This window comes from Streptomyces sp. NPDC008125, assembly GCF_042957125.1.
Lineage (GTDB): Bacteria > Actinomycetota > Actinomycetes > Streptomycetales > Streptomycetaceae > Streptomyces.
Genome location: NZ_JBIBHR010000004.1, coordinates 348898 through 374729, shown reverse-complemented (window position 1 = coordinate 374729; position 25832 = coordinate 348898). Strand labels below are relative to the sequence as shown.

Below are 25832 nucleotides of genomic sequence, written 5' to 3'. Positions count from 1 at the left end.
GGTGGCGTACGCGACCCTTGACGAAATCCGCTCGCTTGACGGGCTGGACGATGCGGGCTTGTTCCCGGATGAGCTTCTATCGGAAGCCGTGGACTTCGCTGTTGAAACGGTTGAGGTTTACTGCGGACGCAAGTGGGACAGCGTGGAGTCCCCCACGCCGGAAACGATCCGATGGTGCGTGCGCACCCTTGCGCGGCAATACGTGCTCGATCACGTGTCTCGGATTCCGGATCGCGCGCTTCAGCTTCAGAGCGAGTTCGGGTCCATTCAGCTTGCCCAGGCGGGCGGGACGTGGCGCCCTACTTCACTCCCCGAGGTGAACGCACGACTGAACCTGTACCGGGTTCGTCTGCCGTTCATCTTCATGTAGGGGGCGCTCGTGGCTTTGATCTTTGAGGCGAAGGTGGCGCTGTACGAAGCCATCCGGGCAGCAGTCCCGGCGGGTGTTCAGGTCACCTTCGCGGAGACGGGCGATACCGGCCGGCGCAAGCAACTTTGGCTTGGCGCGACCACGGACGATGACCTTACGCCGGTCGCGATGCGGGCGGGGGCCAAGCCCACGAACCTCACCGGCTACGTAGAGGTACACGCCGTGGTGATCGCGGCCGGTAGCCCAATCAACTCTGAGCGCGCCGCGTACGAGCTTCGCGACTACGTGAAGACAGCGTGCGGTGCGTTGAACTCCAACCTTGCCGCCGTTCCTGGGCTGCTCGATGTCCGCCCGGAGTCGGCAAGCGTGGAGTCCACCGAGACAACTGACGGCGCCTTCAGTGCGCTAACCCTTCGCGTCCGGGTTCGTGGACGCGTCTATCAGTAAGGGGGCGCACCATGGCGCTTGACGCGAGTATCGGCATTGGCCGCGAGGATTCTTACGGTGCACTGTCTGCGGTGGTTGAGGGCTACGAAGGGCAGGCTGACTCTTGGAAGACTTCGCGCGAGTTTATTGAGAGCGTCGGCTTTCGTGCGGGGATGCAGACGGCGCGTGCTGACCGCCGGAACGTGGTCAACATGGGCGGAGAAGGTGAGCTTGAATGCGATCTTCTCGACGCGGGCGCCGGCTCTCTACTCACGTCTGCGTTCGACACGGCGACCGTCACGGACACGGGCGGTGTCAAGACGACCGTTCTGAAGACTTCCGACGTGTCTCAGGCGCCGTCGTTCTCGGCGCAGATGGTTCGCCCCGGAACGGACGGAACACGAGTCGCGTACAAGCACGTTGGGTGTGTCGCCACTGAGTGGACGCTGTCCGCCGAAGTGGAAGAGAACGTCAAGCTGTCCGTCAGCTTCGACTTTCAGGACGTGGCGCACACCAGCACCCCCGGGCAGATCGTCGCACCGACATACCCCGCTGAGGCGTACCCGTACGACTGGACGCGCACGACCGTGGAGCTGTCCCGCGCGGGGGCTGCGGTCGAGTTTGACGCAACGTCGGTCGAGCTGACCGGCGACCTGGGCATGAAGACGGATCGTCGGTTCCTGCGGGGCGACGCGCTGAAGAAGAAGCCTGTTCGTAACGCTGTCCCGACGTATGAGGGCACGGTCGAAGGGGAGTTCAACGCGGCGTCCCTGGGGCTGTATGAGGCGTTCATCGCGGGTGAGGTCTGCGCTGTGAAGGTGTCCTTCGTCGGCATCCTGCCCGGCACTTCGCTGACCGTAGAGGCTCCGGCGATCCAGTTCACGGGCGAGTCTCCTGAGGCTGCGACGGACGAAGTCACCACGCATAACCTTCCCTTCCGTGTGCTCGATCCCGGCGATGGTGACGCCGCTATCACGGTGACGTATGTCGAGCCGGGTACCTCCGTGGCGCCGTAGTGGCTCAGCGCTCCGCGTACACGATTGAGGTTGAGGGGCTTCGAGAGTTCCAGCGGGGCGTACGCACGCTGAAGAACAAGGAACTCAACAAGGCTGTCCGTGCAGCGAACAAGGCGAGCGGCGAAGTGCTGCTTCCTCAGGCTGTGCATGAGAGTCCGGACGGTAAGCGCGACGCGAAGTCGAGCAAGGCTTACCGTCCGGGCCGGCTGGACAAGTCCATCAAGGTTGTGGCGTCCGCAAAGGGCGCTGTCATTAAGGCCGGTAGTGCGTCGAGAGTGCCGTACGCCGCTGCCATTCATTTCGGTTACCGCAAGCGGAATATCCGCGCGAACCGATTCCTATTCCGTGCCATGGCCCGTAAGAGCGCCCAGGTCGCCGCGACCTATGAGCGCCGAATAGACGCCGTGGTGCGCGATTTCCTGGAGAGTTGATATGCCCGCCAAGAAGCCTGTCAAGGTCGCGTCCACCGTTATGCCGGATGTTCTTGACCTCAAGCTTGATTCGCTGACCATCGGCGAGATTTGCGCCATCGAAGATATCACCGGTCAGCCGCTCGACTCACTGAACAAGCCGGGCGCTAAGCGCGGTCCGATGCTTAAGGCAATTGCCTATGTCGTGATGAAGCGGAAGAACTCCGATTTCACCATCGCGGACGCGGACAACCTTCAGATCAATTTCGCGGGGAAGTCGAAGGCGGACCCTACCGCGACCAACGCGTAATCGCGTGCGCGCGGCTCATAGGGCACTTCCGGGGCCTCACATGGTCGGACGTGCGCGGTATGGAGCTGCGCGATTTCAACGCGTTGGTAAATCAGATGGTGCAAGACGTTGATGCGGAAAAGCACGCGGCAAAGCGGGCTGGACGCGGCACGGCAAGCGGTAGTGGAGAGCGACGCACGCCGGTAATGACTTAAGGGGTGCGTCGTGGCTAAGCCCATTCAGATCACGATTATGGGCGACGCTGAACAGTTGTCCAGAACGCTTGATGAAGCGTCGGATGAGGTCAGCGCTTTTGGTGAGCACGCGAAGGGCCTGGCGCTCGTGGCGGGCGGGGCTATCGCGGTCGGCATCGGCGCGGGAATCATGGAAGCTCTGTCGCAGGAAGCTGACAGTGACCTTCTCGCGGCGCAGCTCGGTGCCACGCCCGCTGAGGCGAAGCGGCTGGGCGAAGCGGCTGGGGCCGTGTACGCGGACGGCTATGGCGAGTCCGTGGCGGACGCCAATGAGGCTCTTAAGAACCTTTGGCAGCAAGGGCTTATACCCGCCGGTGCGACGGCCGACGAAATGTCGAAGATCAGCGAGAGCGCTATGGACGTGGCGAACGTCCTGGGCGACGAAGTCGGACCGGTTTCAAATGCGGTCGGACAGATGCTGAAGACGGGCCTTGCAAAGAATGCCTCTGAGGCTTTCGACATTATCGTCAAGGGTACTCAGGAAGGTGCCAATAAGGCTGAGGACTTGTTGGACACCTTCAATGAATACGGTGTCCAGTTCAAGGGGCTGGGGCTCGACGGTAAGACGGCAATGGGGCTGCTGTCCCAGGGGCTCAAGGGCGGTGCGCGAGACGCCGACTTGGTGGCCGACTCCCTGAAGGAATTCGGCCTTATCGTCCGGGCCGGCGGAGATCAGGTAAACGAGAGCTATAAGGCTATTGGCCTGTCCGGTAAGGACATGACGAAGGCGATTGCCCAGGGCGGTCCGGCTGCCGCAAAGGCGCTTGACCAGACTTTGGATAAGCTCCGCGCGGTAAAGGACCCTGCGAAGCAATCGGCGCTTGCTGTCTCGCTTTTCGGGACCCAGGCTGAGGACCTTCAGACTTCGCTTTTCGCGCTTGACCCGTCTTCTGCCGTTGCGTCGCTGGGAAAGATTGACGGCGCCGCGAAGTCGGCGGGCGCCACCATGCATGACAACGCCGTAAACAAGGTGAAGGAATTCACGCGCGGGCTGCAACAGGGGGTCGTGAACTTCCTGGGCGGCACGGCTATTCCCGTTGTCGAGCAGCTCGCCGACAAGCTGAGCTGGGTTGGTACATCGTTCTCCGCGACGGCGGGTTTTATCAGCGAGCACAGTACGGTATTCGCGATGGTGGCGGGGCTCATTCTCCTCACGCTGCTTCCCGCGCTCATCGCCTGGGGCGTACAGCAAGCGGTCACGGCTGCGGCGGTGGTCACCGGTTGGGTTACGACGGCGGCTGCGTCGGCCACCTCAGCGGCTACCCAGGTCGCTTCCTCGTGGTCCACGGTCGCGGGCTGGGTGGCGATGGCTGCGCGCGCGATAGCGTCCGGCGCCGTGGTCGTGGCTCAGTGGGTTCTCATGGGCGTTCAGTCGATGATTCAGGCGGCACGGATGGCGGCTGCGTGGCTGATTGCCATGGGCCCGATTGCGCTCGTGATTGCCGCGATCGTCGCCCTGGTCGCCATCATCGTCTTGAACTGGGACACCATCCGCGAGAAGACGATTGCCGTGTTCCAGTTCATCTGGGACTGGGTCAAGAAGATCTTCTCTTGGCTCGTGAATCTGTTCCTGAACTTCACGGGCCCCGGGCTGCTGATAAAGCACTGGGACACGATGGTGTCGGGGACTCAGCGCGCGTTCACGTCTGTCAAGAATCTGGCAAGCAACGCGGTCAACTCGGTTGTCTCGTTTTTTACCAGCCTGCCCAGCAAGATCACGTCACTCAACTCGCGCATGCTGAGCGCCGCAAAGGGTCTCGGCGGAATGATGGTCAACGGGCTGAGCACTGGGCTCTCAAAGCTGGGCGGCTTCGCATCCTCGCTGGGTGCCACGGTGACGCGCGCCGTAAAGGGCGCCGTAAACAACGTGGTGGATCTACTCAACTGGGCAATCCCGAACAAGTTGGGCATGGGCCCTCTGAGCATCGACCTGCCGGATAACCCCATTCCGAAGGTGCGCGCGATGGGCGGTCCGGCCGGCGGACGGGTGCGGGTCGGCGAGCGGGGGCCGGAGGAAGTCATCTTGCCCAACGGGTCAACGGTCGTTCCGAACCATCGACTTGGCTCCGGCGGGGGCGTAACGGTCAACGTCCAGTCGAACGCTGACCCGTTCGCGATTGGCCGTGAAGTGGCCTGGGCGCTCCGCACGGGTCCGGCGTAGACGTAATCACGGTATTAGGTGCAGCCCCTCAGCCTCACCGCTGGGGGGCTTCGCCATGAGGGAGGTAGACCAGTGGCGGAGCTAGGCGACTGGACATGCGAGTTTCGCGGGCTAGTCATGGGTGAACCGGACTCCCCTATCTCGATAGTTGGGGTTGATGGGCTGCTGTCCGCCCCTGAGGTTCGCACGTCGGATCTCACCCTTGTGCAGCGTCATGGGCTTTGGCCTGGGCGCGACTACATGAACGGGCGGACGACGACGCTCACTCTGGAGATTTACGGGTCCACGCGGGAAGAGTTCACCGAAGCCCTGAACGCTGCTCAGGCGGCTTTTCAGCCGTGCACTGATGAACTCCCTCTCCGCTTCCGGTTCCCGGGCGTGGCGGGGGATCAGACGGCTTACACGACGGTCCGCGTACGGCGGCGCAGCGCTCCGCTGGACCTGAGCTTTGCCTACCTCACGTGCACGATGGTGGTTGAGCTGTACGCCACTTCCCCATACATCTTCGGGGATGAGCCCCGGGCGGTTCCCGTGCGAAGTGCCCTTGCGGGGGCGACCCCGGTTGCGCGCTTCACGCAGTACGGGAGTTTTAACGCGCGGCCGACCGTGGAGATTCACGGGGCGGTCTCGCCCACGCTGACGGATGACACCACGGGCGAGTTCTTCGGCGTCAAGTACACGGGCACGGTGCTGATTGACAGTGCCGCCCAGGCGGTGACAGACGGGTCGGGTGCTTCCATCGCGGGGCTCATCACGGCAGGTTCGACGTGGCCGGAGTTCGCCCCGGGTGAGCATCGGTTGCGGCTGCTGAGCACCGACGCGGCGACCCAGGCGACGGCGGTTGTCTCGTGGGTTGATCGATGGGTCTAGGTATCTCACTCCCTTCGCATAGGAAGAGGGGTGAGTCTCGATGCCAGTTTTTGAAGTGCTGCAAGTCGATATGAAATCCGGCAACGTGGTCAACTCGCTGCCAGTCACGGGGATTAGCTACGCGGACACGCTGAACGGCGCGGGAACGTGCGCGGTCGGTATGCCGCTCGATGCTGCGGACCCGGCGACGCTCCAACCCGGGAGTTCCGGACTCGTGGTCACACGCGATGGTCAACCGGTGTGGGGCGGACCCGTCTGGACTGCTACCGCTGACCTTGCCGCCGGGACGCTCGCGCTGAGTGCTTCGGGGTGGCACAGCTACTACGCCGGCCGCGTGCTGCACGACGGCTACAACCGGACGGCTGACCAAGCTCTCTTGCTGTCCGACTGGTTCGCCCTGTGCAACAAAGACGGCGGGATCGACACCGACACGTCCAAGCTCACCACGACCGGCAGAGTTCGAGCGCGCACATGGACTCAGTACGAACTGAAGGTTGTTGCCGACGCGATATCGGAACTTGCCGAAGAAGACGGCGGCTTCAACTTCCGGTATGAGACCTACTGGCGGAGCGCAACGCGTGTCGGTAACCGCGCGCTGAAGTCGGGGTTCGGCGGAAGCTCATTCCCGTTCGTGCTGACACACGGCGTGAACTGCGACGTGACCCAGGTCAGCTATGACTCTGCGGCCATGGCAACGCGGGTGTACGCGGTAGGCGCTGACAACGGCAACGGGACGAAGCTCGTTGGTATCGCGGACAACACCTTGAGCATGCCAACGAAGCACGTTGTCTCGACTTTCAGTGACGTGAAGTCCACTACGTCCCTGCTTGAAAAGGCGCATGCCATTGCCGCCGCTGGGCGTGCCCCGGTAGCTATCCCGACGCTCACCCTGTATCCCAGCGACCTATCACCAACCGCCTTCACGCCCGGGGACTCCGGAGCGGTTCAGATTGATTCCGGGTACGTCGCGGTTCTTGACGACTTCGTGGTTACGGAGCGGCGAACAGACGTGGACGTGAACGGTACTGAGGTCACGTCGCTATCTCTCGCCAATGAGGAGTTGTTCGCCAGTGGCGATTAACGCGAATGCGCTGAGCCCTTCGCTCGTAAACGAGCTGAACGACTTGAAGAAACGGCTTGCCGCTGTCGAGCGAAAGCCGGAAGTCCTCGCGAAATTCGACAGATACCCGACCAACGATTGGGCGGCAGTCCCGCGCGGGAAGGTCTCCGGAAACATCTGGTCATCGGTCGGCATCGCCAACGTAACGGGGCTCGTGTACGACCGGGTCGAGCTGAAGTTCATTACCGATCAGATCATCAAGGGCAAGCGCGAAGCCGAAGTGCGCCTTGCTGCGTTCAAGCACACCGGCAACAACGTCAAGGAATGCGTCAGCGCGTCAACGTCGGTGCTGCTTCACGGCGATTCGACGCGGTCTGTGGACACCTTCGTCATGCGCTGGGTGCACGGCATCCCGTACGGCTGGGACTACGAAGACGGCGCCTCTGTCTACACAATCGAGCTGCAACACAGGTACCTCGCCGGCCCGGATACGTCCCAGCTCACTTACTTCGCCGCACCCATGAAGAAGAACGCGACTACCGACGATGGCATTACCGGTATGTCGGGGACCTTCAACGGTGAGACGTGGTGGCAACTGATTTACAAGTCCACGAGCGGTTGGGGTTGGCAGCGTCGGGCCGTTCCGGGTGACGACGACGGAACGTACTGCATTTCCAACTTCCATTACTGCGTTGGGCTTCCGGCGGACGCCATCCCGGAAGCCACTCCCGAAGGCTGGGGCTGGACATCCATGTCGGGGGCGACCGGCGGCAGCCCCGGCAACATCAACGATCCGTGGATTGGGTAGCGCATGGACTTTTCCGGAGTGGTAAATGCCTCCGAAATCGTCGGGGGCGCCGCGCTCTTTCTGCTGCTGATCTACCGGCAGGTTCGGACGGGCGCGCGGGACGCATGGCGAGACGTGGCGGAGTCACAGACCGCCCGCGCTGACGCACTCGAAAAGAAAGTGACAGAACTCGTCGGCGAAGTACGCGCGCTGCGAGTTGAGAACGAAGCGCTGCGTGTCGAAGTGGCCGAACTTCGTATCGAGAACCGAGAGCTTCGCACGCACATTGACAACCTGATAGGCGGGGGCGAATGAGCATTCCCAGCGCGATACCCACCGTGCGGGTAACCGCTACATACTGCGGCCCGGACGGGCGAGCGCTGAAGGGAACGGTGACGTTCACCGGTCCCTCACTGCTGACGTTCTCGGAGTCGAATCTCTTCATCGCCGGTCCGGTCGCGGTATCGCTGGACGACACGGGCCAGCTCGTGGACGCGGACGGCAACATCGGGGTTCGACTCCCCGCGACTGACGCGCCGAACATGAACCCTTCCGGCTGGACGTACACGGTGAAGGAGAATCTGACCGGCGTTGTCGGAGCGCGCACCTATTCCATGGTGCTGCCGAAGGACACGTTGAACAACGTGGTGGACCTTGCCGACGTTGCGCCGGCTGACCCGTCCAGCCCGAACTACGTGGCGGTTCCGGGCCCGTCCGCGTACGAGGTTGCCCAGGGTGAGGGCTTCACCGGCACTGAGGACGAGTGGCTTGCCTCGCTCAAGGGCCCTCAGGGTGCGACGGGTGCTAAGGGTGCCACGGGCGCGACGGGCGCGACGGGCCCTCAGGGACCGAAGGGGGACACCGGCCCGTCAGGGTCCGGCACGGTCAACTCCGTGAACGCGGTTGCCCCGGACGCAAGCGGCAATGTCGCGCTGACGCCCGGCACCGTGGGGGCTGTCCCTGCCGTGGGAACCGCACTGGGCGCCGCTGCTGTAGTCCGGGGCGACGGCACGTCGGACCCGCTGACCATCTTCGGTAACGGCACCGATTCGAACCGGTTCTTGATCCGCGCGAACGGGTCCATTTACTCGAACTCGCTGCTGAACAGTCTCTACAACGTGGGTATCGGTACAGGAAGCGCCCCGTTCGGCGGGGGCACGTACGTTCTCGGCATGATGAACGCTGCGGTGGTCCCAACTACCGTGCCGACTAACGGTGTTGTCGCCTACGCGGACGCCGGGAAGCTGAAGGTACTTCAGAGCGACGGCACTACCGTGACGGTTGGCACTGGGGGAACGGGCGCCGTTTCCTCGGTCAACTCGAAGACGGGGGACGTGACCCTAGGGGCTGCGGACGTGGGGGCGCTCGCCGCGACCACCAGGGGCGCCGCGTCGGGAGTCGCGGAGCTTGATTCCGCATCGCGCCTGCCTATCTCGCGGGTGCCCACGGCGGTAGCCAAGAACTCGTGGACTCCCCAGGCGCTGGGCTTTCAGGCTTGGTCGTGCGACCCGTACACGGTGGCGAACCCGGTAGCGAAGTATCTGAAGACGGGCCGCTTGTTCCTGACCGGCTTCAACATCACGGAGCCGACCACGGTCACGAAGGCCGTGATGTTCGCGCGCGGGTACGGCGGGGTGACCGCCGATCGCTGGATGGCGGGCATTTACAACGCGTCCGGTACGCGCGTCGTCGCTTCCTCGGCGGTAGCGCTGACGATGGCGGGGCAGGAAACCGGTTCCCTTCCTGCGATGGTGTCGAACCATATTGGCGCCGTCTCGATCGCGCTCACTTCGACCACGCTTCAGCCTGGGCGGTACTGGGTGGCGTGGCTCCAGACCGTGGGCGGCACTGCCGACTTCGGCTTCTTCCACGTCCAGAACGAATCACCGGTGAGCACGGCGAACTTCTGGATGCCGGGAACTCCGTTCGCGCGTGCGTGGTATCTCGACGGCCAGACGACGTTGCCGACCACGGTAAGCCAGACCAACAGCGCCGCACTCGCCGACCACGACATCCCGATCATGGCCCTTGCCTAATCACGGTGATTAGGTTGCCCGCCCCTTCGCTCTCCGCTGAGGGGCTTTTTGCTGCACAGATTTGGAGCATCGCGCATGACTGACATTCTCACCCAGCTCGGTTCGGTCGCTAAGGCCGAAGTCGGCTACCACGAAGGGAAGACTGACGGGCACTGGAACAACAAGGAGAAGTACGCCGCTGAGGTTCCGGGCCTTGCGTGGGCCGACTATCAGGCGTGGTGCGCAACGTTCGTGAGCTGGGTTGCCCTCAAGGCGGGTGCGGCCGACCTCTTCCCGCGTACCGCGTCGTGTGCTGCGGGTGTGGCGTGGTTCAAGGGCAAGGGGCGGTTCAGTGCGTACCCGGCTGTTGGTGCCCAGGTCTTTTACGGGGCCGGCGGTGGCACCCACACGGGTCTCGTGTACGCGTACGACGCGGATTACATCTACACGTACGAGGGGAACACGAACGACAACGGGAGCGCCGAAGGCGATGGCGTGTACGCAAAGAAGCGCGCACGGCGTGACGCGTACACGTACGGCTACGGCTACCCGGCGCTGAGCGGTGGTCTTTCGGCCGACCCTGGCGCGGCGAAGTTCGGGTACAAGGTGGCTGCTTCCGCAAAGATCGCGGAGCCGGTCACGGCACCGGTCGCCACCAAGCTTGAGCCGTTCCCGGGTGCCGCGTACTTCAAGGGCAAGCCGAAGAGCGCCATCATCACGGCCATGGGTAAGCGACTCGTTGCCGAGAAGTGCAGCGCGTACAAGTCGGGTCCGGGCGCTCAGTGGACGGATGCCGACAAGGCGTCGTACGCGAAGTGGCAGAAGAAGCAGGGGTTCAAGGGCGCCGACGCTGACGGTTGGCCCGGTAAGGCGACGTGGGACGCGCTGAAGGTTCCGAAGGTCTAGGGGGCATGGTGGGCGAGCACAGTAAGCCGGCGCGCGCAAAGGTCCGGGCGGCTCTCGCCTGGGTATTGGGGCACAAGCGCGTCATGCTGTCCTTCGTGGTCGGTGCGGTAAGCGCCGTTTCGGCCGTGAAGCCTGACTTCCCCGGTGCGGTGGTGGTGTCCGTGGCGCGTGCGGTGCTGGGCGGCTAGGTATCTGACTCCCTTCCTTGGGGTGGAAACATCAAGGGAGGGAGTCAGGCTATGGCCTATTACAAGAACATTGGGCTCATCGGGCACGCCCAGGCGGGGAAGGACTCCGTAGCGGGGCGACTTCACCAGCGGTACGGCTATCAGCGGGTGGCCTTCGCGGACCGGGTACGCGCCGCCGCGCTTCGCACTGACCCGCTCATCCCCACGTCGTATGGCGTACACACGCGGCTGTCCACCCTCGTTCGCGCGGTGGGCTGGGACTACGCGAAGACGACGTACCCAGAGGTTCGCCGCATCCTTCAGACCGTGGGGCAAACCGTTCGCGACACTGACCCCGAATTCTGGGTGAGGGCGGCACGCCCCGCGATCAGCGCGGCCCACGAGCTGGGTCTACCTGTGGTCGTCTCGGATGTGCGGTACGCAAATGAGGCGCGGTGGCTGCTGGACAACGGCTTCTCACTCATCCGGGTAACCCGTCCGGGTGCCGGTCTCTCCGGTGACGCGGGCAGGCACGAGAGCGAGACAGAGCTAGACAGTTGGGCAACTGACCTCACCATCGGCAACACTGGGTCGCTGGAAGACCTGAACGCGATCGTTGACAGCCTGCTACTCCCCCCGAGCTGAACATAGCCCCGCATCGACTGACCTTCGGGCCGGTCGGTGCGGGGCTTTTCGCGTTCCGGCGCGCGACGTAATCACCGTGATTAGGTTGCACATCCGTAGGTAATCACGTTACCGTCATCGGACCACACGGCAACGAAGGGGCGGGAACATGGGTACGCGGAACGTGGTCAGCATCGGCGGGGGCGCGGTTCACCTGGGCGACGCTGCGAGCACCGCACCCTTCCCGCTGTTTCCCAGCCCGTCATGGGGGCCGGACGTTCAGTTTGAGTACACGGATGCGCCGGTCACGTGCCGCACGTGCTTGCTGAAGCCCCGGCTTGAAGTGATGCCCGATGCTACGATCCCCGCTAGTACCGCTACCGACGAAAGAGGCGACATGCCCGCCAAGCCGAAGCCGGATGTTGACGTTGATGCGTTGACCTCTCAGGTCCACGAGTCCATTGACGCGATCAAGGCAGCAGTCGAGAAGGGGGATGCCCAACTCGCTACGGTGTTCGCCAAGCAAGCTGAGGCGAATATCGTCAAGCTTCCGGCAGGGAAGCGCACGGCCCTGAGGAACGCGGTTCGGTCCGCACAGAAGCCACCCGCCCAGGCGAAGGCGAAGCCCACGGCTGCACCGACGCCGTCTACCGAAGTCGCCAAAAACACCGATGACCCGATGACGTGGGACAACGTCCCCCAGCTCATTGCCGCCGGCGCACAGAAGATGCGGGAAGGGGCTTCGGCTGGGCTTGAGGTTCAGAACGCTGGGGGGTTGGTCGCGAACGTTCTTCTGACGATCCGTCAGAACATCATTGACCCGGAAACCGGTCTGCCTGACCTCACGTGGCGCACGAAGGCTGCACGTTCGGCAGCGGGCAGGGTTTACAGTGATGCGCTCGCGGGAGTCGAAGAGGACAACATTCCCTTGAGGGATGCGCTCGCAGCACTCCAGACCGCCACACACAACAAGGCGAGTGACGTACTCGTGACGTGGCTACGGGGCTACGACCGAGACGACGAGAAGTCGGTGGGGATGCTCGGCGAGCTGCTTCCGGGCGCCGTGGAGATCCTGAAGAAGAGCGACGCGGAGCGGGACGCGAAGCTATCCGATCCTGATGTTGACGGCGAGAACGTCCCTGAACCGATGACCGCTGAAGAGGCTATCCGGGCGCTCTACGCGAGCAAGAACATCACGCTACCTCTTCGGGGGCGCACCGAAGCTATGCGCGTGAATCGACGCGTGGCGAAGATCGAAAAGGCGCGGAAGCAGCTCGAAGGGCACCAAGACGCGGGCAACACGGCGAAGGCCGAAGCGGTTCAGGCAGAGATCAACGATCTTCTCGCTGACCTTCCGCCCGACGCGGTGGCCAAGCTGGGCGAGGGCGACGAGAAGACGGATGCCCAGCGCACCGTGGAAACCGTGGCGAAGGTCCGGAAGATGTTCGAAACGGCCGGCAAGCGTCAGAAGAAGCTGACTGCCGCCCAGAAGCGCAAGACGAAGGCGGAGCTGTACACCCTGATTCGCGAAGTGGTGGACACCTTCGGACTCGACTACAGCGCGCTGGTTCCGGAAGACACCGAGGGTGACGGCAGCGGCAAGTAGCGCGCCCAGCTCGTCTTTGGCGGAGCCCCGGCCAGTCACACAGGGTCGGGGCTCCGTCGTGTCTCTGCTCAGCGGAGCGAGTGACGGAGTGACGGAGTGCTTGATTTTTCAGAATTACACCAACACCTACAAGCCTTAATCCCGGAGCGCCTTCACTGCGTCACCTGCGTCACTCGTCCCACCGCTGGTATCTGACTCCCTTCGTAACCCGTAGAAGCATCTACGGAGGGAGAGACCTTGCCGAAGGTCCAGACAGTTTTCCGTGGCGGGAACCGCCTCTACGTCCACCCGACCGACCGAGAGCGCGTATACCCGGGCGTGACATCTATCCTGGGTCAGCTCGCGAAGCAGAACTTCCTAGCGCCGTGGCAGGCGAAGCTAACCGCTGAACTCGCGCTCGACAGCATCGACTTCGTCCGGGACATGGCTGACCGGGGCGGACGAGACAGCGCCGTTGACTACCTGAAGGGTGCCGCCCGCAGGTACACCAAGATCCGGGCTGACATCGGCTCCGAAGCCCACGACATGTTCGAGCGCATGATCCGGGGTGAAGGTGGGCTGTCCGACCGGCGGGCGGACGGACAGTTCCGGGTGCGCGTTTCCTCCGACATGGAGCCGTACCGCGAGCACTTCGCCCAGTTCCTCGAAGCCGTCAACCCGGAATTCGTCCGCGCTGAGGATGTGGCGTGGTCGGACACCTACCAGTACGCCGGCTCCTTCGACGTGTGGCTGTACGTGTGGCTTGATGAGAGCGGCACCCCGACCCCCGACCGGTCCGGCACCCGGCACCTGATCATGGGCGACTGGAAAACCGGCAAGTCCACCTATCCAGACGTGGCGCTACAGCTCGCCGCGTACCAGCGCGCTGACTACGTCCTTGATGCGGACGGCAACCGAGAGCCGATGCCCCAGTTCGACGGCGCGGCGGTGCTGCACATAACGGATGAGGACTGGGCGTTCAAGCCGGTCGTCACGGATGACGAAGTCTTCGCCCAGTTCCTCAGGCTGCGAGGAACTTTCGAGTGGGACCGGGAACTGTCCCGGAAGGTGATCCTGAAGCCGATTGCGCGGAAGAAGCGTACGCGGCTCGTGACCGGCACCCAGCGAAGGGCGCGATAGTGGCGGAGTTCTGGCGTGTGAAGCGGGGGCAATGGCCACTCAGTGACAACGAATTGCGTGTGCAGCTCCGACAGAAAAGGGTCGTGGGTTCCGTGATGCTCGATGAGCACCGCGTGTACGTCGGGATGCTCTCACCAGCCTTCGCGGTCGAGCGGGGAAAGCGCATTATCCAGCGCCGACGCGCGGAACGGAACGATTTTGCCGCTGTGCTGGGCGACACCCCAGCAGACTGACCGACTCTTCATCGTCTGCCCCTCAGTGCCTTTCCCGGGCACTGGGGGGCTTTCGCGTTCCCAGGTATCTCACTCCCTTACCCCTTCTTGGCAGAGCACACCGGTTGCCCGGAAAGCCTCACACATGAGGGCTATCGGGCGCCCGCACAAAGGGAGTTGTCCTACATGGCGCGTCAGAGCATTTGGGCCCAGGACGAAGAGAACAAGCCGAAGGCACGCGTTGTCTACACGGATGACACCGTTGGCCGGCTGCACTCCGGCTACATGGACGAGAGCGACCCGAAGAAGCCGAAGCCCGTTTCGCTGTCTGAGTGGCGCATCTCTACCGGCGACAAGGTGGTTGCCGACGCGGTGGCCGAACTGTTCGGCGGCACTCCGGTGGAGAACGAGGAATCTCAGTCTGAGAACTTCATCGACGTGTTCACCAGCGCGACGAAGATTCCGGTGATCATCGAGCCGGACGGCATTTACTGGGACATGAAGCAGTGGATTAACGGCAAGCTCGTTCATCACTGCGATGGCTACAACTTCCTGAGCCACCCGCGAGACGAAAGCCTCATCGGCACTCCGTGCGGTTGCCCCGTGCTCTTCGCGGAGCGCCGTCAGGCTGCGAAGGATTATCAGGGTCCGAACCCGTCTATCAAGGTGACGTTCCGTCTCGCGGACGATCCGGAGCTTGGTCTCTTCTCGTTCCAGACGGGCGCGTGGACGCTCTTCAAGGTGCTCCACGAGTCCGAAGGCGCGCTTGAGGACGTGGGCGGCACGGCGACCGGCGAACTTGAGCTTGAGTACGTGGAGTACACGCCCACGAAGGGCCCGATGCGGAACAAGCTCGTGAGCTACACGAAGCCCAACATCCTCATCGGCCGCGCGTACAAGGCGCTCTGATCGTGGCGAAGCTTGACGCGAGTCCCCCGTACAACTGGTCGCGCGCGCTGCGGAACACCGATGACGAGACTGTCAAGGCGCCGCTTTGGGATTTCCCCCCTGAGGCTGCGCGCGCCGTACTGCGTGAGCGCCGTGTGCGCTTCGGTGTCCCGACCGCCGATGACTTTGACCCGGAGTACCGATAGTGGCAGACCGAGGAACGGTCACGGACTACGCGGGTGAGGCGCTGTACACGGGTGACCTCATCAACTACCCCTCACGGCGGAAGAACGGCGTACGTGCGGCCGACGCGATCATTCGCGAAATCTACTTCGACCGTGTGGGGGGTCGGCTCTTCCCCATGCTCAAGGTCGAGCCGACCGGCATGGACAGCGGGCACGTGCCCCGCCGGAGTCTGCGGATGGAGCACGTGGCGACCACGCATGCACGGCTGCTGCGGAGCAACGTGACCGGCGAACAAGACGAGAGCAACTAGCAAGACAACCCAGCCCCGGGCGGAGCAACGAGCTTCGTACCGGGGCTTGTTGTCGTTCCACCTAATCACCGTGATGAGGTCACATGCGGAATCTGATCATTGCCCCTGGGCGCGCGCCGGCCCCGGGTGACGTACGACTTGCGGGCACGGGTGACCGGCTGCTGATCGAAGAGCCGATGCGTGAACGGGCTGAGTGGTGCCGGTACGTGGACGCTGTCCGGCACGCCGTGGGCCGTGGCGCTGACGTTCAGTGGGTGCGCCGTGGCTAGCAGGCTGCGAGTGCTCAAGCGGGGCGTCTGGGTGGTGCTGAGCACAGACCCGCGCCAACCCGCCCTCAAGTTCTGGGACTTCGCCGACGCCATACGACGCGCCCAGGAACTCGCCCGGGAGTTGAGCCATGGGGCATGAGCCGAAGTGCCCGTGCAAGCCATGCCGGGACCGTCGCAGGAAACGACACATACAGAACTACTACCGGAAGCTTCCCCCGGACAAGCGGCACACCCTGACGCACCGAAAGCGCGCCCAGGACTACGGAGTTGCCCACGAGCCGTACAGCCGAACGGAAATCCTGCGCCGCTGGGGTCACCGGTGCGCCTACTGCGACGCTCGCGCCACGCACCTTGACCACGTGCACCCGCTGAGCAAGGGCGGGGCGGACGCCGCCCACAACATCGTTCCTGCGTGCGCCGGCTGCAATCTCAGCAAGGGCGCGAAGACGCTTGCCGCCTGGGCGACGACGTTCTAGGTATCTCACTCCCTTAGGGCTCCACGAGACACTACGAAAGGGGATTCCTCGTGGAGTTCGCAACCCTGCTGGGCAAGTTCGAGCATGTCAGCGAAGAGGCAGACGGCGGTTATCTGGCCGTGTGTCCTGGGCACGCCGACTCGCGGCCCTCACTGCGCATCTGGCGCGGGGACGACAACAAAGTTCGGCTGACGTGCCGTGCGGGCTGCGACACGGGGAACGTGGTTCGCGCTGCGGGTCTCGCGTGGGCAGACCTCTTTGACGCGACCGGCGAAGGGCTGACGGTCCCGAAGGAGAAGCCCAAGCTTGTGTCCGGAGCGCCGGTCACGCGGCTACGCATGTGGCTGGACGCGCTTCCCCTTGCGGCGCTGAACGACGCTGACACTTACGCCGTTGACCGGTTCGGCATCGATCGTCAGACGGGCGAGCGCCTGGGGCTCCGGTACGCCCGTGCGGCAAGCGACCCCGACGCGCACCCCGACTTCGTGTCGAACTCGTTCGCGCGGTTCCCGCGCCTGGTCGTCCCGCTCGACGGCTTCGACGGGGTCACCAGAGGCGCCCAGGGACGCGACCTGAGCGGACGATGCCCGGGGCGGTGGCTGAGCCTGAGCAACCCGGAAGGGCTCCGCTGGGCTCCGTACGGCGTCTTCCGGGGCGAGTCGGGTTACGGAACCATCATCGTCACCGAAGGCCCCGGGGACGCGCTCACAGTGCTTTCCGTGGGCTATGACGCGCTCGCCATCCGGGGCGCCTCACTCGTCAACAACCCGGATCTTATAGCCGAGTTGGCCGAAGGGCTGCGGGGCTTCCATGTGATCGTTGCTGGGGACAACGACACGTCGGGGAACTCGTTCACGCAGCGTCTGTCCGAAGGTTTGGCCGCTCACGGAATCGACGTGTACGCCCTGGGCATCCCCGTGCTGGGCGATGACCTCACGGACTGGCGGGCGCGCGACCCCGAAGCCTTTCCGACGCTGCTGCATGACGCGGTGAAGAGCGCTCGGCCGGTGCGTGATCGCGCGGTGGTCGAAGCGGCACACCGAAAGGCGGAGGTAGCTCAGCGCACGGGTACCGCCGTGGTTTCCGTGGACGAAGGACTTGAAGCGGCGCGCATCCTGGGCGAAGTCGCAGCGACGTACGGCGAAGACGCCGACGCGATGAACGCGTACGCACTCGTGGCGTGGACTGACGGGCGTATCAAGCACGCTCCGGGGCTGGGCTTCTTCGTCTGGGACGGAGTGACCTGGGTGAAGTCCGCGATCCGGGTGCGGCAGGAAATCCACGCCATGGGCGCCGCGCTCGTGCTCGCCGGGTACGTGAAGGAGTCGCGAGGCTTCACATCCACGAGCAAGATCAACAATCTGTTGGAAGAGCTGCGCAGCGTTCCGAGCGTCTACGTTGACGCCGAGGAATTCGACGCGAAGCCGCACCTACTGTCCTTCGCGAACGGCGTGGTGGACCTTCGCACGAAGCAGCTCCGCGCCCACGACAAGGAAGACATGCTGACCGTCTCCCTGCCCGTGGACTACGACGCCGACGCCCAGGCGCCGCGCTGGGAACAGTTCATCTCAGAGGTCTTCCCCGGAAACCCCGACTTGGTGGATTACGTCCGCCGGCTCGTGGGGTACGGAATTACCGGCAACACGAGCGAACAGTGTTTTGCGGTTTTGTGGGGGAAGGGCGCCAACGGAAAATCCGTTTTCACGGAAACCCTGACCGATGTTTTCGGGCGCATCACGCAGACGACACCGTTCGCCACCTTCGAAGACAAGGGGAACGGCGGAGGTATCCCCAACGACCTTGCAGCGCTGCGGGGTTCACGTCTCGTCATGGCGTCCGAAGGCGAGTCCGGAAAGCCTATGTCCGAAGCGGTACTGAAGCGGGTAACCGGCAAGGACAAGGTGACGGCGCGCTTTTTGCGTCAGGAATTCTTCACCTTCGCGCCGACCTTTTTGATTCTTCTCGCGACGAATCACAAGCCACGCTTCAAATCCCAGGATGAGGGTTTGTGGAGGCGCGTGAAGCTCATTCCTTTCTCTCGCTATTTCGCGCCGCACGAGCGCGACTACGACCTTGACAGAAAGTTGCGCGCGGAAGCGGCGGGCATCATCGCATGGGCCGTCCGGGGTGCCGCTGAGTGGTACGCCCAGGGCCTTCGCGACCCGGAGAGCATCACGGCGGCTACACGGGAGTACCGGGCCACGTCAGACGCGTTGGCAGGGTTCTTCCCGGGGGTGCTCGTGGAAGACGAGTCCAGCACGATGCCGGGCGCGGACGTGTACACCACGTACGTGGATTGGTGTGCGGAGGAAGGGTTGAAGCCGTCCGAAGTGTGGTCGCGCAAGGCGCTGTACGGGGCGATGGAAGAGCGCAACGTGACGAAGAAGAAGACGAACAAGGGGATTTCACTCGTCGGCATCCGTCCGGCTGACGCCCCCGCCACCGCTGATACCAACCCTGCCATCTTCCGGAAGGACTAAGCGCGGACCTGGGCCCGGACCTAATCACGATGATTAGGTCCGGGCCCTTCGCGTGTCCGGACCCAGGTATCTCACTCCCTTAGGGCTGGTCAACAAGGGAGAACAGTTGAGCATCCTCGAACTATGCGCAGGGTACGGCGGTCTGGGAATCGCCGTGGAGAACCTGACGGGGCAGAAAGTGACCGTGGTCGCCGAAGTCCACCCGGCGGCATGCGAAGTCATGAAGTTCCGCTTCCCGAACGCCCCGAACATCGGCAACGTTCAGACGGCGCGGTGGGAAGAGCTGCGCGGGCGCGTGCGCACTATCACGGCCGGTTTTCCGTGCCAAGACATCTCAAATGCAGGAAGACGGGAAGGGATTCGCGGTGAGCGTTCCGGAGTCTGGTTCAACATCGCTGACGCCGTACGGGTCATTCGACCGGAATACGTCTTCCTGGAAAACGTCGGAGCGATCCGAAATCGGGGGCTCGGCGAAGTCCTCACATCGCTTCACGAAGCAGGGTATGACGCTGCGTGGAAATCTATACGAGCTTCCGACGTTGGGGCGCCGCACATGCGCGAACGATGGTTCTGCGTTGCCACTCCTTCCGACCCCGACCGTGGCGGACGCCAACCGGGGCCCGGACTTCGCGAAGGCTGACCGCCCCGGAGCTGGGGGCGACGATCTAGTAACGGCGATAGCGAGGCTCTTCCCGCGTGACCGCGCGGACGTGCTCTTCAAGACGCCCACGGCGAACCTGGGCTCGAACGGTTCAGCCCAGCACCCGGACAAGCGCAAAGCCGGCGGACACGGGCCGACCCTCGAAGACGAAGTGTGTTTCCTGCTTCACGTGACGCCGGAAGACACCCTTCCCGACGATGGGCCGCACTCCCCTGCCGAATGGTGGGGCGTCTTCGCTCCGGCCGTGTACCGCTGGGAGTTGATCCGGAAGACAGCGGCACCGGTGCCTGTGATCCGTGGGCCGCGCGGTGGCGTGAAGCTCTCGCCCGTCTTCGCTGAGTGGCTGATGGGATTGGAACCCGGTTGGGTGACAGCCGTCCCCGGGCTGACGCACAAAGAGAAACTGGAGCGCATCGGAAACGGCGTGGTGCCCCTTCAAGCGCTCGTGGCGTTCCGAGAGCTGAAAACCGTTCTAGACGCGCGCAACGGCTGACGGGTATCTGACTCCCTTCCTCCCTTCCAAACGAGGAAGGGAGTCAGAGCATGATCACGTACGCACACGGCGTCAACGGCGAACCGGTCACCATCTTCGTTCCGGAGACGACTGGGGACCTTCGCACCTTCATGGACTGGGCGCGGAGTCAGCCGGTCCTAGCGCTGGACACCGAGACAACGGGGCTCGATGTCTACAGCGCCAACTACCGGCTTCGGACAGTGCAGTTCGGCACGACGCGGGAAGCCTGGGTCATCCATTACGAGCTGGGCGGGCGCTTCGTTGAAGCAGTTCAGTACGTCCTCAAGCGGTGTCCGCGCTTCCTCATCCACAACGCGGCTTTCGATTGGCTCGTACTGGACGCGCACGCGGGGGTGTCCCTCGAATCCCTCGCGCCCAGGACCACGGACACCCGCATCAAAGCGGTTCTGATCGATCCGCGTCAGCCCCACGAAGGCGGCATCGGGACCGGCCTCAAGCCCCTCAGCGCCTATTACGTGGACCCTCAAGCGCCAGACACTCAGGGCGACTTGACCGCCGTTTTCCGCTCGCTGGGGCTGACGAAGGCCACCGGCTGGGCGGGCATCGACCTTCGGCACCCGACATACAACCTGTACGCGGGGCTCGACGTGATCTACACGGCGCGGCTCGACCCTGTGTTGGACGCGGAGCACCAACGGTTGGGGGTCCGGCCGGCGCTCGTGGCGTACGAGCACGAGATAGCCCACATGTGCGCCCACATGCAGCGCGCGGGAATCACGCTCGACCTTGAGTACGTAGACACGCTCCGCAAGATGCTGCGCGAGGAAGAAGAGAAGTACCTCACGGTTGCCGCCCGTTACGGGGTGGACTCCGTCAACTCCGGCGCCCAGGTGGCGGAAGCGCTGCTTGCCATGGGCGAGACGCTGACCCAGACCACGGACGGCGGGGCTCTGAAGGTAGACAAGGCGGTTCTACTCCCGCTTGCTGACCTTGACCGCGACTGGAAGACCATTGGGGCACGCGCGCCAAATCCTCTGGCCGAAGCGGTACTTCGCTCGAAGCGCGCCGGCAAATGGGTCACGTCGTACGCGGACAAATTCGCGGCCAACGTGGACCCGTCCGGGCGGCTCCACCCGACCGTCAACACTCTGGGCGCACGCACGGGCCGCATGACGATCACGGGAGACTTCGCCGCACAGACGCTCCCTTCCTCAGACTGGATGATCCGGCGGGCGGTAGTCGGAGACGCGCCGGACCACGTCTACGGCTCCGTGGACTTTCAAGCAATCGAAATGCGCGTGTTGGCCGCGCTCGCCGACGTGAAGCGCATGAAAGCCGGGTTCTGCGACCCGCACCCGGACCCGTCGCTGTACCCGGACGGCTTCGACATCCACCTGTACACGGCGCGGCTCATCAAGGGTGAGCGGGCGTCGAAGCGGGACCGGAAGGTGTTCAAGGGCTGTGGGTTCGGCTGCGTGTACGGGGGTGGAGTCCCCACCATCGCGAGGCAGACCGGTGCCGAGGAAGTCGAGATTGCGCGCGCCGTCTCGGAGTACAACCGGGTGTTCCCGGAGATCAAACGCGCGTCGTCGCGGTGGCAGCGAGAAGCGCGGGCTACCGGCATGGTCACCGTGTCGGCTACGGGGCGAAGGCTCCCACTTGACCGTCACCGTGCGTACGCCGTCGTTAATTACCAGTGCCAAAGCGCAGCCCGTGACCTCTTGGGTCAGGCCATGCTGTCGATGCGGGATGCGGGGCTTCTGGAGTACATGAAGCTTCCGATTCACGATGAGATCGTGTTCAGCACTCCGAAGGCTGAGGCTGTGGACATCGCGCGCGAGTTCGAGCGCTGCATGACGATGGACCTTTTCGGCGTGCCGATCACGGCCGGTGCTGACATCGGCGGGTACTCATGGGGCTCCCTGTACGGCGCGACCGTCTAAGCGGAACCGGAATTCTGACTTCCCATTAGGTCACACGCCCGTAACGAAGCCACCTAATCACGGTGATTAGGTTCAACCGACCGACCGAAGCCCCGTCGCCTATGTACCAAAGGTAACGGGGCTTCGCGCGTCGCCTGTCTCCGTACCTCTCAAGGATGAGACCGGGGTTACGCCTTGGAATCCACGGCAACCCCTTACCTCCCGTGCGGGTCTCCGCAGGTGTCCGAACCCAAAACGAAGGTAATCACGTGATGACCTTCGATGTATGTTCGGACTGTTCGACGGACCGGAACTGATCAACCCCCGTCAGCGAGTCAGCGACCTGTGATTGGTTGCTCCGCCATGCCCTCAGGGCTAAGCGGAACTTGCTGGTGATCAGTACGGCTCATGCCGGGCGCTCCCAGGTATCTGACTCCCTTCGTGCGATTCAGACACCCCAGGGAGACACCCAATGCTTACTTTCGCGACCCTTCAGCGCGCCCAGAACCACGACCTTGCCGCCTGTGCCGAAGTCATTCAGCACGGGGAAGAGCGCGTAATGCTCCTCGCTTCGAAGGCTGCTACCCGCATGGCGCCGCACGGCGGGGCAGGCTTCGCGAACTACCGGGAAGAGTTCGCACAGATAGGCCGTGTGGCCGTGTGGGACGCGCTGAGTCGCTTCTCGGACGACACGGTTGAAGCGTTCGAGCGCTTCACCTTCACGACCATAGAGACGACGCTGAAGGACGCAGTACGGGCGGAGCGCAACGGGGGCGCCGGAGCGGATGAGAACGCCGTGAAGACGTTCGCCGCGATGGTGGAAGCCGCCGAAGGCGACGTGTACGCCGCAATGAAGATGTGCCAGACGCTCCCCCCGGCGGGTCGCCGGCTGAGCCCCGACCGTGCCGACGCCGCGCGCCTTGCCTGGCAGGGTTCCGTTTCGCTGGACAAGCCGCTTGGCGCGGGAAGCGATGAGAGAAACGTTTCTCTTGCTGACGTTCTCCCCGGGGTTGCCGACGAAGAGCCGGACGGCGAGATTCGCCCGAAGGTGGGCCACGGTGCCGCACTCGAAGCCCTCAGCGTGCTCGCCCGATACTGCGGGATCAGCGTCAGCCGCTCGACACCCTCAGAGTTCGCCGCGTCCCTGCCCGCTCTCGTGCAGACGCTCGAAGACACCGTTGCCGTCCCGCGTGACCCGCAGACGCGGCGCTACGTGCTCGACGCGATGGCGGTTCTTCGCTCCGCTGTCTCCACGGCTTCCGAGAGCGCACTCACTGAGGATCTCCGCAACGTCAGCGATGCCCGTATGGCCGAAGGCTCCGAGAAGCGCAACCGCGTACACGGCGTACTCGATTCCATGGGTGCCGCCCAGCGGACCGTACTCAAGCACTCTTTCGGTATCGACGGCTTCGCGGAGTTCGGCCACGGCGACGAGACGGACAAGGAAGGGTTCGCCGAAGCCATGGCAACGACTTGGTACAACGTGAAGCAGCACCGCACGAAGGCGTACAAGTCCTTCGCGAAGCGGTTCGTTGCCGCGCTGAGGCTCGCCGGGGCTGAGGCGAAGGCGGACGCCTATGAGGCTGCTGCTGCCGCGAAGCTCACCAATCAGGGACGGAACGGTACGGGCGTCTGAGCCCAGGTATCTCACTCCCTTACTGGCGTCCGAAGAAGGAACCACCAACCGGACGGGGCGCACGATGCGAACTTTCAATCTCCCTACTGGCCACACGGTCACCACTCAGCGGGCAGGCAACGCGGTTGAGTTTGTGACACGCGGCGCGTCGGGCGACGTGATCAGCAGCGTGCGCCACTCGTTCGCCGAATCAGTCCCGCTCATCAAGCGCATGATGCGCACCGCCTGACCTAGGAGAAACCCAATGCAGTTCTTCTCGGACATGTGTCAGAACTTCGGAATTCTCTGCCTGGGTGTCGCCCTCGCGTCCCTCACGGCACGCCGATAGCACGTAGGGGCTTCGGCCCTGAGCCCCGGTAGCTCAACGGTAGAGCGCGGATTGATCAACCGGACACGAGCGGGTTCGACTCCCGCCCGGGGCACGCACGAACAAGCGACGACAGAGGGGGCGCCGGATGCGCGTATGGAGAGTCGCCCACGAGATTGCGCGGGTCATGAGCTTCCCCGCCGGCCCTTACGCCTACGGCACATCGCTGGGCGAAGACACCAATGAGCGAATCGACCCGATGCGCTGGGAGCACACCGACGAACGGCACCCATGCCCCAGCTTCGACAAGACCTTGCGCACCATTCGCCCCGAAGAGCGCTGCGGGTTTGACTCCCGCGAGGCACTAGACGACTGGTTCGACGGCTGGACGACAACTCTCGCCGAGTGCGGGTTCCGCGTCTACACGTACGACGTACCCGACTGGGCCGTGCGGGTCGGAGCCCTGGGGCAGGCACTCTTCCTCGCTGACGAAGCCATGGAAGTCGGCACGGAGCCCTTCGCGTGAGCAACACGACCACCAAGCAGACCGACCCGCACAAACATCCAAGAGAGGCAGCAACCATGCAGATTACGAGCGAGACGAAGGCTGTACTGAAGACGGAAGGTGTAGGGCGGGTCATCGGCTTCGTGAAGTCCAACGAACCCGGGAAGATCAGCATTGCCGTCCCGAACGATCGCGCCGTCATGACCCCGGCTCAGGCTCGACAGCTTGCGGCGTGGCTGACCGAGGAAGCCGACAAGGTTATCCCGCGAGAGACGCCGGATGAGCGCGCGAAGCGCATGTACGACCGCACGGAAGCAATGCGGCGGGATGCGCTGCGGAACGCGATGGGGCCGACCCGCTTCGCCCGTGGCTACTGAGTCGAAGCCGCCGCGTCCCAGTGCCTCACAGAAGCGCGCCGAAGCCATGGCACATCGCCACGACGCATGGCGAGCGGCACAGGCACTGCTTCGCGGGGGCGACTGGTACGAGGGTGTGAACCCGGACGACGCCCTTGCACTCGCCCAGTGGCTTGCCGGAGACGACAGCAACTAGCCGTACGGCCCGAACCTAATCACCGTGATTAGGTTCGGGCCCTTGCGAGAGAGAGCGCGCATGACACCCGACGACGTACCCACGGAGATCACCCGTCGCGCACACGCGCTCCCCGGAATATCCCAGAACGCCTATGCCGCCGTGGTCGCGGACTGGGAATCGCTGCGCACGGGGAATGCGCTGCTGACTCTGAGTCCGGCCGCAATAGACGTACTGGACGACATGGCCGACACGTGGGCCGACAAGGATCGTCACGGCGAGTTGGTCAGCGAGCAAGGTTACGGCCCGAAGAAGATCGCGGCGTTCGATGAGCTACACAGGCTGATCACAGACGCATGGAAGCTCCGCGTGAACTTCGCAGACATTGAGGAGTCGAAGTGAGTCGAACCGCCGCAACCATCCTTGGCGTGGCACTCGTTGGCGCCGCGCTCACCGCGTGCGACCCGGGGCCGGCGTGCGCTGACTACGCGACAACTACGCATCTAGTCACGGCCGTTGGCGTGAACGGGAAGGTGACGACACATCTCGTGACCGACACCGTGTGCGTCCGGTACGAGGAAGCGGAGCCGAAGTGATCCTTGCCGTTCTCGTGGATCTCCCGGAGCGCAACACGCGAGTTCAGCGGGTCAAGTCAGTGTTCGATGACGCCTGTTGGGCGCTGGGCGTGGAGCCGGAGTTCGTGGATGTCACGTCGTACGACTGTCGCGCCGGAGCGGTCGAGACGGTTCCAACCGTGTTTGTCTACGACGACGCCGACCCTTACGGCGAACCGCTCGCGGAGCATCGGGGAGGCTTCACCGCTGAGGACATCACGGGGCTTCTCGAACGGGGCGCCGCTCTCGTCGCTTGACCTAATCACGTGATTACCTTAGA

At 63.8% G+C, this 25832-nt stretch carries 30 protein-coding genes and 1 tRNA gene; 30 read left to right on the top strand and 1 reads right to left on the bottom strand.

What is annotated here, in order from left to right; all coding sequences use genetic code 11:
* The first annotated feature begins 1 nt into the window (after position 1).
* The 25 genes from ACFZAX_RS09455 to ACFZAX_RS09335 all read left to right on the top strand — a co-directional run bounded on the left by ACFZAX_RS09455 (position 2) and on the right by ACFZAX_RS09335 (position 23595).
* Positions 2-370: a hypothetical protein gene (locus ACFZAX_RS09455; protein WP_390960388.1), complete on the top strand. Its 369-nt coding sequence runs from the start codon at positions 2-4 to the stop codon at positions 368-370.
* Between the two features lie 9 nt (positions 371-379).
* Positions 380-817 (top strand): hypothetical protein, encoded by a 438-nt coding sequence (locus tag ACFZAX_RS09450; RefSeq protein ID WP_390960387.1) that lies wholly within the window; start codon positions 380-382, stop codon positions 815-817.
* Positions 818-828: 11 nt separating this feature from the next.
* On the top strand, positions 829-1812 hold the full coding sequence (locus ACFZAX_RS09445; protein WP_390960386.1) for a phage tail tube protein: 984 nt from the start codon (positions 829-831) through the stop codon (positions 1810-1812).
* Positions 1812-2243: a hypothetical protein gene (locus tag ACFZAX_RS09440; protein ID WP_390960385.1), complete on the top strand. Its 432-nt coding sequence runs from the start codon at positions 1812-1814 to the stop codon at positions 2241-2243. Before ACFZAX_RS09445 ends, ACFZAX_RS09440 begins: the two co-directional genes overlap by 1 nt.
* Position 2244: 1 nt before the next feature.
* Positions 2245-2532 carry a hypothetical protein gene (locus ACFZAX_RS09435; protein WP_390960384.1) on the top strand — a complete coding sequence of 96 codons (288 nt, stop codon included), beginning with the start codon at positions 2245-2247 and terminating at the stop codon, positions 2530-2532.
* Positions 2533-2736: 204 nt separating this feature from the next.
* Positions 2737-4926: a phage tail tape measure protein gene (locus ACFZAX_RS09430; RefSeq protein WP_390960383.1), complete on the top strand. Its 2190-nt coding sequence runs from the start codon at positions 2737-2739 to the stop codon at positions 4924-4926.
* A 240-nt stretch (positions 4927-5166) separates the two neighbouring features.
* Entirely contained in the window at positions 5167-5796 is a 630-nt protein-coding gene (locus ACFZAX_RS09425) for a phage distal tail protein (RefSeq protein WP_390960382.1), read from the top strand.
* 40 nt (positions 5797-5836) lie between these two features.
* Positions 5837-6877 carry a hypothetical protein gene (locus ACFZAX_RS09420; RefSeq protein ID WP_390960381.1) on the top strand — a complete coding sequence of 347 codons (1041 nt, stop codon included), beginning with the start codon at positions 5837-5839 and terminating at the stop codon, positions 6875-6877.
* A complete protein-coding gene (locus ACFZAX_RS09415) occupies positions 6867-7664 on the top strand; it encodes a hypothetical protein (RefSeq protein ID WP_390960380.1) in 798 nt (265 codons plus the stop codon). The genes ACFZAX_RS09420 and ACFZAX_RS09415 overlap by 11 nt, the downstream gene beginning before the upstream one ends.
* Before the next feature lie 3 nt (positions 7665-7667).
* On the top strand, positions 7668-7958 hold the full coding sequence (locus ACFZAX_RS09410; RefSeq protein WP_390960379.1) for a hypothetical protein: 291 nt from the start codon (positions 7668-7670) through the stop codon (positions 7956-7958).
* On the top strand, positions 7955-9679 hold the full coding sequence (locus ACFZAX_RS09405) for a hypothetical protein (RefSeq protein WP_390960378.1): 1725 nt from the start codon (positions 7955-7957) through the stop codon (positions 9677-9679). The genes ACFZAX_RS09410 and ACFZAX_RS09405 overlap by 4 nt, the downstream gene beginning before the upstream one ends.
* Positions 9680-9754: 75 nt before the next feature.
* A complete protein-coding gene (locus ACFZAX_RS09400; RefSeq protein ID WP_390960377.1) occupies positions 9755-10564 on the top strand; it encodes a peptidoglycan-binding protein in 810 nt (269 codons plus the stop codon).
* A gap of 5 nt (positions 10565-10569) precedes the next feature.
* On the top strand, positions 10570-10752 hold the full coding sequence (locus ACFZAX_RS09395) for a hypothetical protein (RefSeq protein ID WP_390960376.1): 183 nt from the start codon (positions 10570-10572) through the stop codon (positions 10750-10752).
* Positions 10753-10803: 51 nt separating this feature from the next.
* Positions 10804-11376 (top strand): hypothetical protein, encoded by a 573-nt coding sequence (locus ACFZAX_RS09390; RefSeq protein ID WP_390960375.1) that lies wholly within the window; start codon positions 10804-10806, stop codon positions 11374-11376.
* Positions 11377-11752: 376 nt separating this feature from the next.
* Positions 11753-12961 carry a hypothetical protein gene (locus ACFZAX_RS09385; protein ID WP_390960374.1) on the top strand — a complete coding sequence of 403 codons (1209 nt, stop codon included), beginning with the start codon at positions 11753-11755 and terminating at the stop codon, positions 12959-12961.
* Between the two features lie 237 nt (positions 12962-13198).
* A complete protein-coding gene (locus ACFZAX_RS09380; RefSeq protein ID WP_390960373.1) occupies positions 13199-14080 on the top strand; it encodes a hypothetical protein in 882 nt (293 codons plus the stop codon).
* Between the two features lie 398 nt (positions 14081-14478).
* The gene (locus tag ACFZAX_RS09375) at positions 14479-15201 is read left to right on the top strand and encodes a hypothetical protein (RefSeq protein ID WP_390960372.1); all 723 of its coding nucleotides are present in this window, start codon (positions 14479-14481) and stop codon (positions 15199-15201) included.
* 184 nt (positions 15202-15385) lie between these two features.
* Positions 15386-15676, top strand: coding sequence for a hypothetical protein (locus ACFZAX_RS09370; protein ID WP_390960371.1), 291 nt, complete (start codon positions 15386-15388; stop codon positions 15674-15676).
* 261 nt (positions 15677-15937) lie between these two features.
* Positions 15938-16084 (top strand): hypothetical protein, encoded by a 147-nt coding sequence (locus tag ACFZAX_RS09365; RefSeq protein WP_390960370.1) that lies wholly within the window; start codon positions 15938-15940, stop codon positions 16082-16084.
* A complete protein-coding gene (locus ACFZAX_RS09360) occupies positions 16074-16421 on the top strand; it encodes an HNH endonuclease (protein ID WP_390960369.1) in 348 nt (115 codons plus the stop codon). The genes ACFZAX_RS09365 and ACFZAX_RS09360 overlap by 11 nt, the downstream gene beginning before the upstream one ends.
* Positions 16422-16471: 50 nt before the next feature.
* Complete coding sequence (locus ACFZAX_RS09355; protein WP_390960368.1) at positions 16472-18901, top strand: phage/plasmid primase, P4 family; 2430 nt, start codon at positions 16472-16474, stop codon at positions 18899-18901.
* 106 nt (positions 18902-19007) lie between these two features.
* Positions 19008-19541, top strand: a complete 534-nt coding sequence (locus tag ACFZAX_RS09350; RefSeq protein WP_390960367.1) for a DNA cytosine methyltransferase — start codon at positions 19008-19010, stop codon at positions 19539-19541.
* 70 nt (positions 19542-19611) lie between these two features.
* On the top strand, positions 19612-20055 hold the full coding sequence (locus ACFZAX_RS09345; RefSeq protein ID WP_390960366.1) for a DNA (cytosine-5-)-methyltransferase: 444 nt from the start codon (positions 19612-19614) through the stop codon (positions 20053-20055).
* A gap of 50 nt (positions 20056-20105) precedes the next feature.
* Complete coding sequence (locus ACFZAX_RS09340; protein WP_390960365.1) at positions 20106-21980, top strand: DNA polymerase; 1875 nt, start codon at positions 20106-20108, stop codon at positions 21978-21980.
* Between the two features lie 451 nt (positions 21981-22431).
* Entirely contained in the window at positions 22432-23595 is a 1164-nt protein-coding gene (locus ACFZAX_RS09335) for a hypothetical protein (protein ID WP_390960364.1), read from the top strand.
* Positions 23596-23700: 105 nt separating this feature from the next.
* Here the strand turns inward: ACFZAX_RS09335 and ACFZAX_RS09330 are convergent, their stop codons facing one another.
* Positions 23701-23859: a hypothetical protein gene (locus ACFZAX_RS09330; RefSeq protein ID WP_390960363.1), complete on the bottom strand. Its 159-nt coding sequence runs from the start codon at positions 23857-23859 to the stop codon at positions 23701-23703.
* Positions 23860-23945: 86 nt separating this feature from the next.
* Between ACFZAX_RS09330 and ACFZAX_RS09325 the strand changes: the two genes are divergently transcribed.
* The 5 genes from ACFZAX_RS09325 (at position 23946) to ACFZAX_RS09305 (ending at position 25809) form a co-directional block, all read left to right on the top strand.
* Positions 23946-24017: transfer RNA gene (locus tag ACFZAX_RS09325), tRNA-Ser, on the top strand.
* Between the two features lie 33 nt (positions 24018-24050).
* Complete coding sequence (locus ACFZAX_RS09320) at positions 24051-24428, top strand: hypothetical protein (protein ID WP_390960362.1); 378 nt, start codon at positions 24051-24053, stop codon at positions 24426-24428.
* Positions 24425-24784: a hypothetical protein gene (locus tag ACFZAX_RS09315; protein ID WP_390960361.1), complete on the top strand. Its 360-nt coding sequence runs from the start codon at positions 24425-24427 to the stop codon at positions 24782-24784. The genes ACFZAX_RS09320 and ACFZAX_RS09315 overlap by 4 nt, the downstream gene beginning before the upstream one ends.
* 235 nt (positions 24785-25019) lie before the next feature.
* A complete protein-coding gene (locus ACFZAX_RS09310) occupies positions 25020-25340 on the top strand; it encodes a hypothetical protein (RefSeq protein WP_390960530.1) in 321 nt (106 codons plus the stop codon).
* A gap of 190 nt (positions 25341-25530) precedes the next feature.
* Positions 25531-25809: a hypothetical protein gene (locus tag ACFZAX_RS09305; RefSeq protein WP_390960360.1), complete on the top strand. Its 279-nt coding sequence runs from the start codon at positions 25531-25533 to the stop codon at positions 25807-25809.
* The last annotated feature ends 23 nt before the right edge of the window (positions 25810-25832 follow it).

Excerpts from the sequence above, each read along its gene's own strand:
- ACFZAX_RS09335 (WP_390960364.1), top strand. The coding sequence starts at position 22,432 with ATGCTTACTTTCGCGACCCTTCAGCGCGCCCAGAACCACGACCTTGCC.
- ACFZAX_RS09330 (WP_390960363.1), bottom strand. The coding sequence starts at position 23,859 with ATGTCCGAGAAGAACTGCATTGGGTTTCTCCTAGGTCAGGCGGTGCGC.
- ACFZAX_RS09340 (WP_390960365.1), top strand. The coding sequence starts at position 20,106 with ATGATCACGTACGCACACGGCGTCAACGGCGAACCGGTCACCATCTTC.
- ACFZAX_RS09400 (WP_390960377.1), top strand. The coding sequence starts at position 9,755 with ATGACTGACATTCTCACCCAGCTCGGTTCGGTCGCTAAGGCCGAAGTC.
- ACFZAX_RS09390 (WP_390960375.1), top strand. The coding sequence starts at position 10,804 with ATGGCCTATTACAAGAACATTGGGCTCATCGGGCACGCCCAGGCGGGG.
- ACFZAX_RS09360 (WP_390960369.1), top strand. The coding sequence starts at position 16,074 with ATGGGGCATGAGCCGAAGTGCCCGTGCAAGCCATGCCGGGACCGTCGC.
- ACFZAX_RS09395 (WP_390960376.1), top strand. The coding sequence starts at position 10,570 with ATGGTGGGCGAGCACAGTAAGCCGGCGCGCGCAAAGGTCCGGGCGGCT.
- ACFZAX_RS09320 (WP_390960362.1), top strand. The coding sequence starts at position 24,051 with ATGCGCGTATGGAGAGTCGCCCACGAGATTGCGCGGGTCATGAGCTTC.
- ACFZAX_RS09420 (WP_390960381.1), top strand. The coding sequence starts at position 5,837 with ATGCCAGTTTTTGAAGTGCTGCAAGTCGATATGAAATCCGGCAACGTG.
- ACFZAX_RS09435 (WP_390960384.1), top strand. The coding sequence starts at position 2,245 with ATGCCCGCCAAGAAGCCTGTCAAGGTCGCGTCCACCGTTATGCCGGAT.
- ACFZAX_RS09445 (WP_390960386.1), top strand. The coding sequence starts at position 829 with ATGGCGCTTGACGCGAGTATCGGCATTGGCCGCGAGGATTCTTACGGT.
- ACFZAX_RS09310 (WP_390960530.1), top strand. The coding sequence starts at position 25,020 with ATGACACCCGACGACGTACCCACGGAGATCACCCGTCGCGCACACGCG.
- ACFZAX_RS09375 (WP_390960372.1), top strand. The coding sequence starts at position 14,479 with ATGGCGCGTCAGAGCATTTGGGCCCAGGACGAAGAGAACAAGCCGAAG.
- ACFZAX_RS09425 (WP_390960382.1), top strand. The coding sequence starts at position 5,167 with ATGAACGGGCGGACGACGACGCTCACTCTGGAGATTTACGGGTCCACG.
- ACFZAX_RS09410 (WP_390960379.1), top strand. The coding sequence starts at position 7,668 with ATGGACTTTTCCGGAGTGGTAAATGCCTCCGAAATCGTCGGGGGCGCC.
- ACFZAX_RS09385 (WP_390960374.1), top strand. The coding sequence starts at position 11,753 with ATGCCCGCCAAGCCGAAGCCGGATGTTGACGTTGATGCGTTGACCTCT.
- ACFZAX_RS09405 (WP_390960378.1), top strand. The coding sequence starts at position 7,955 with ATGAGCATTCCCAGCGCGATACCCACCGTGCGGGTAACCGCTACATAC.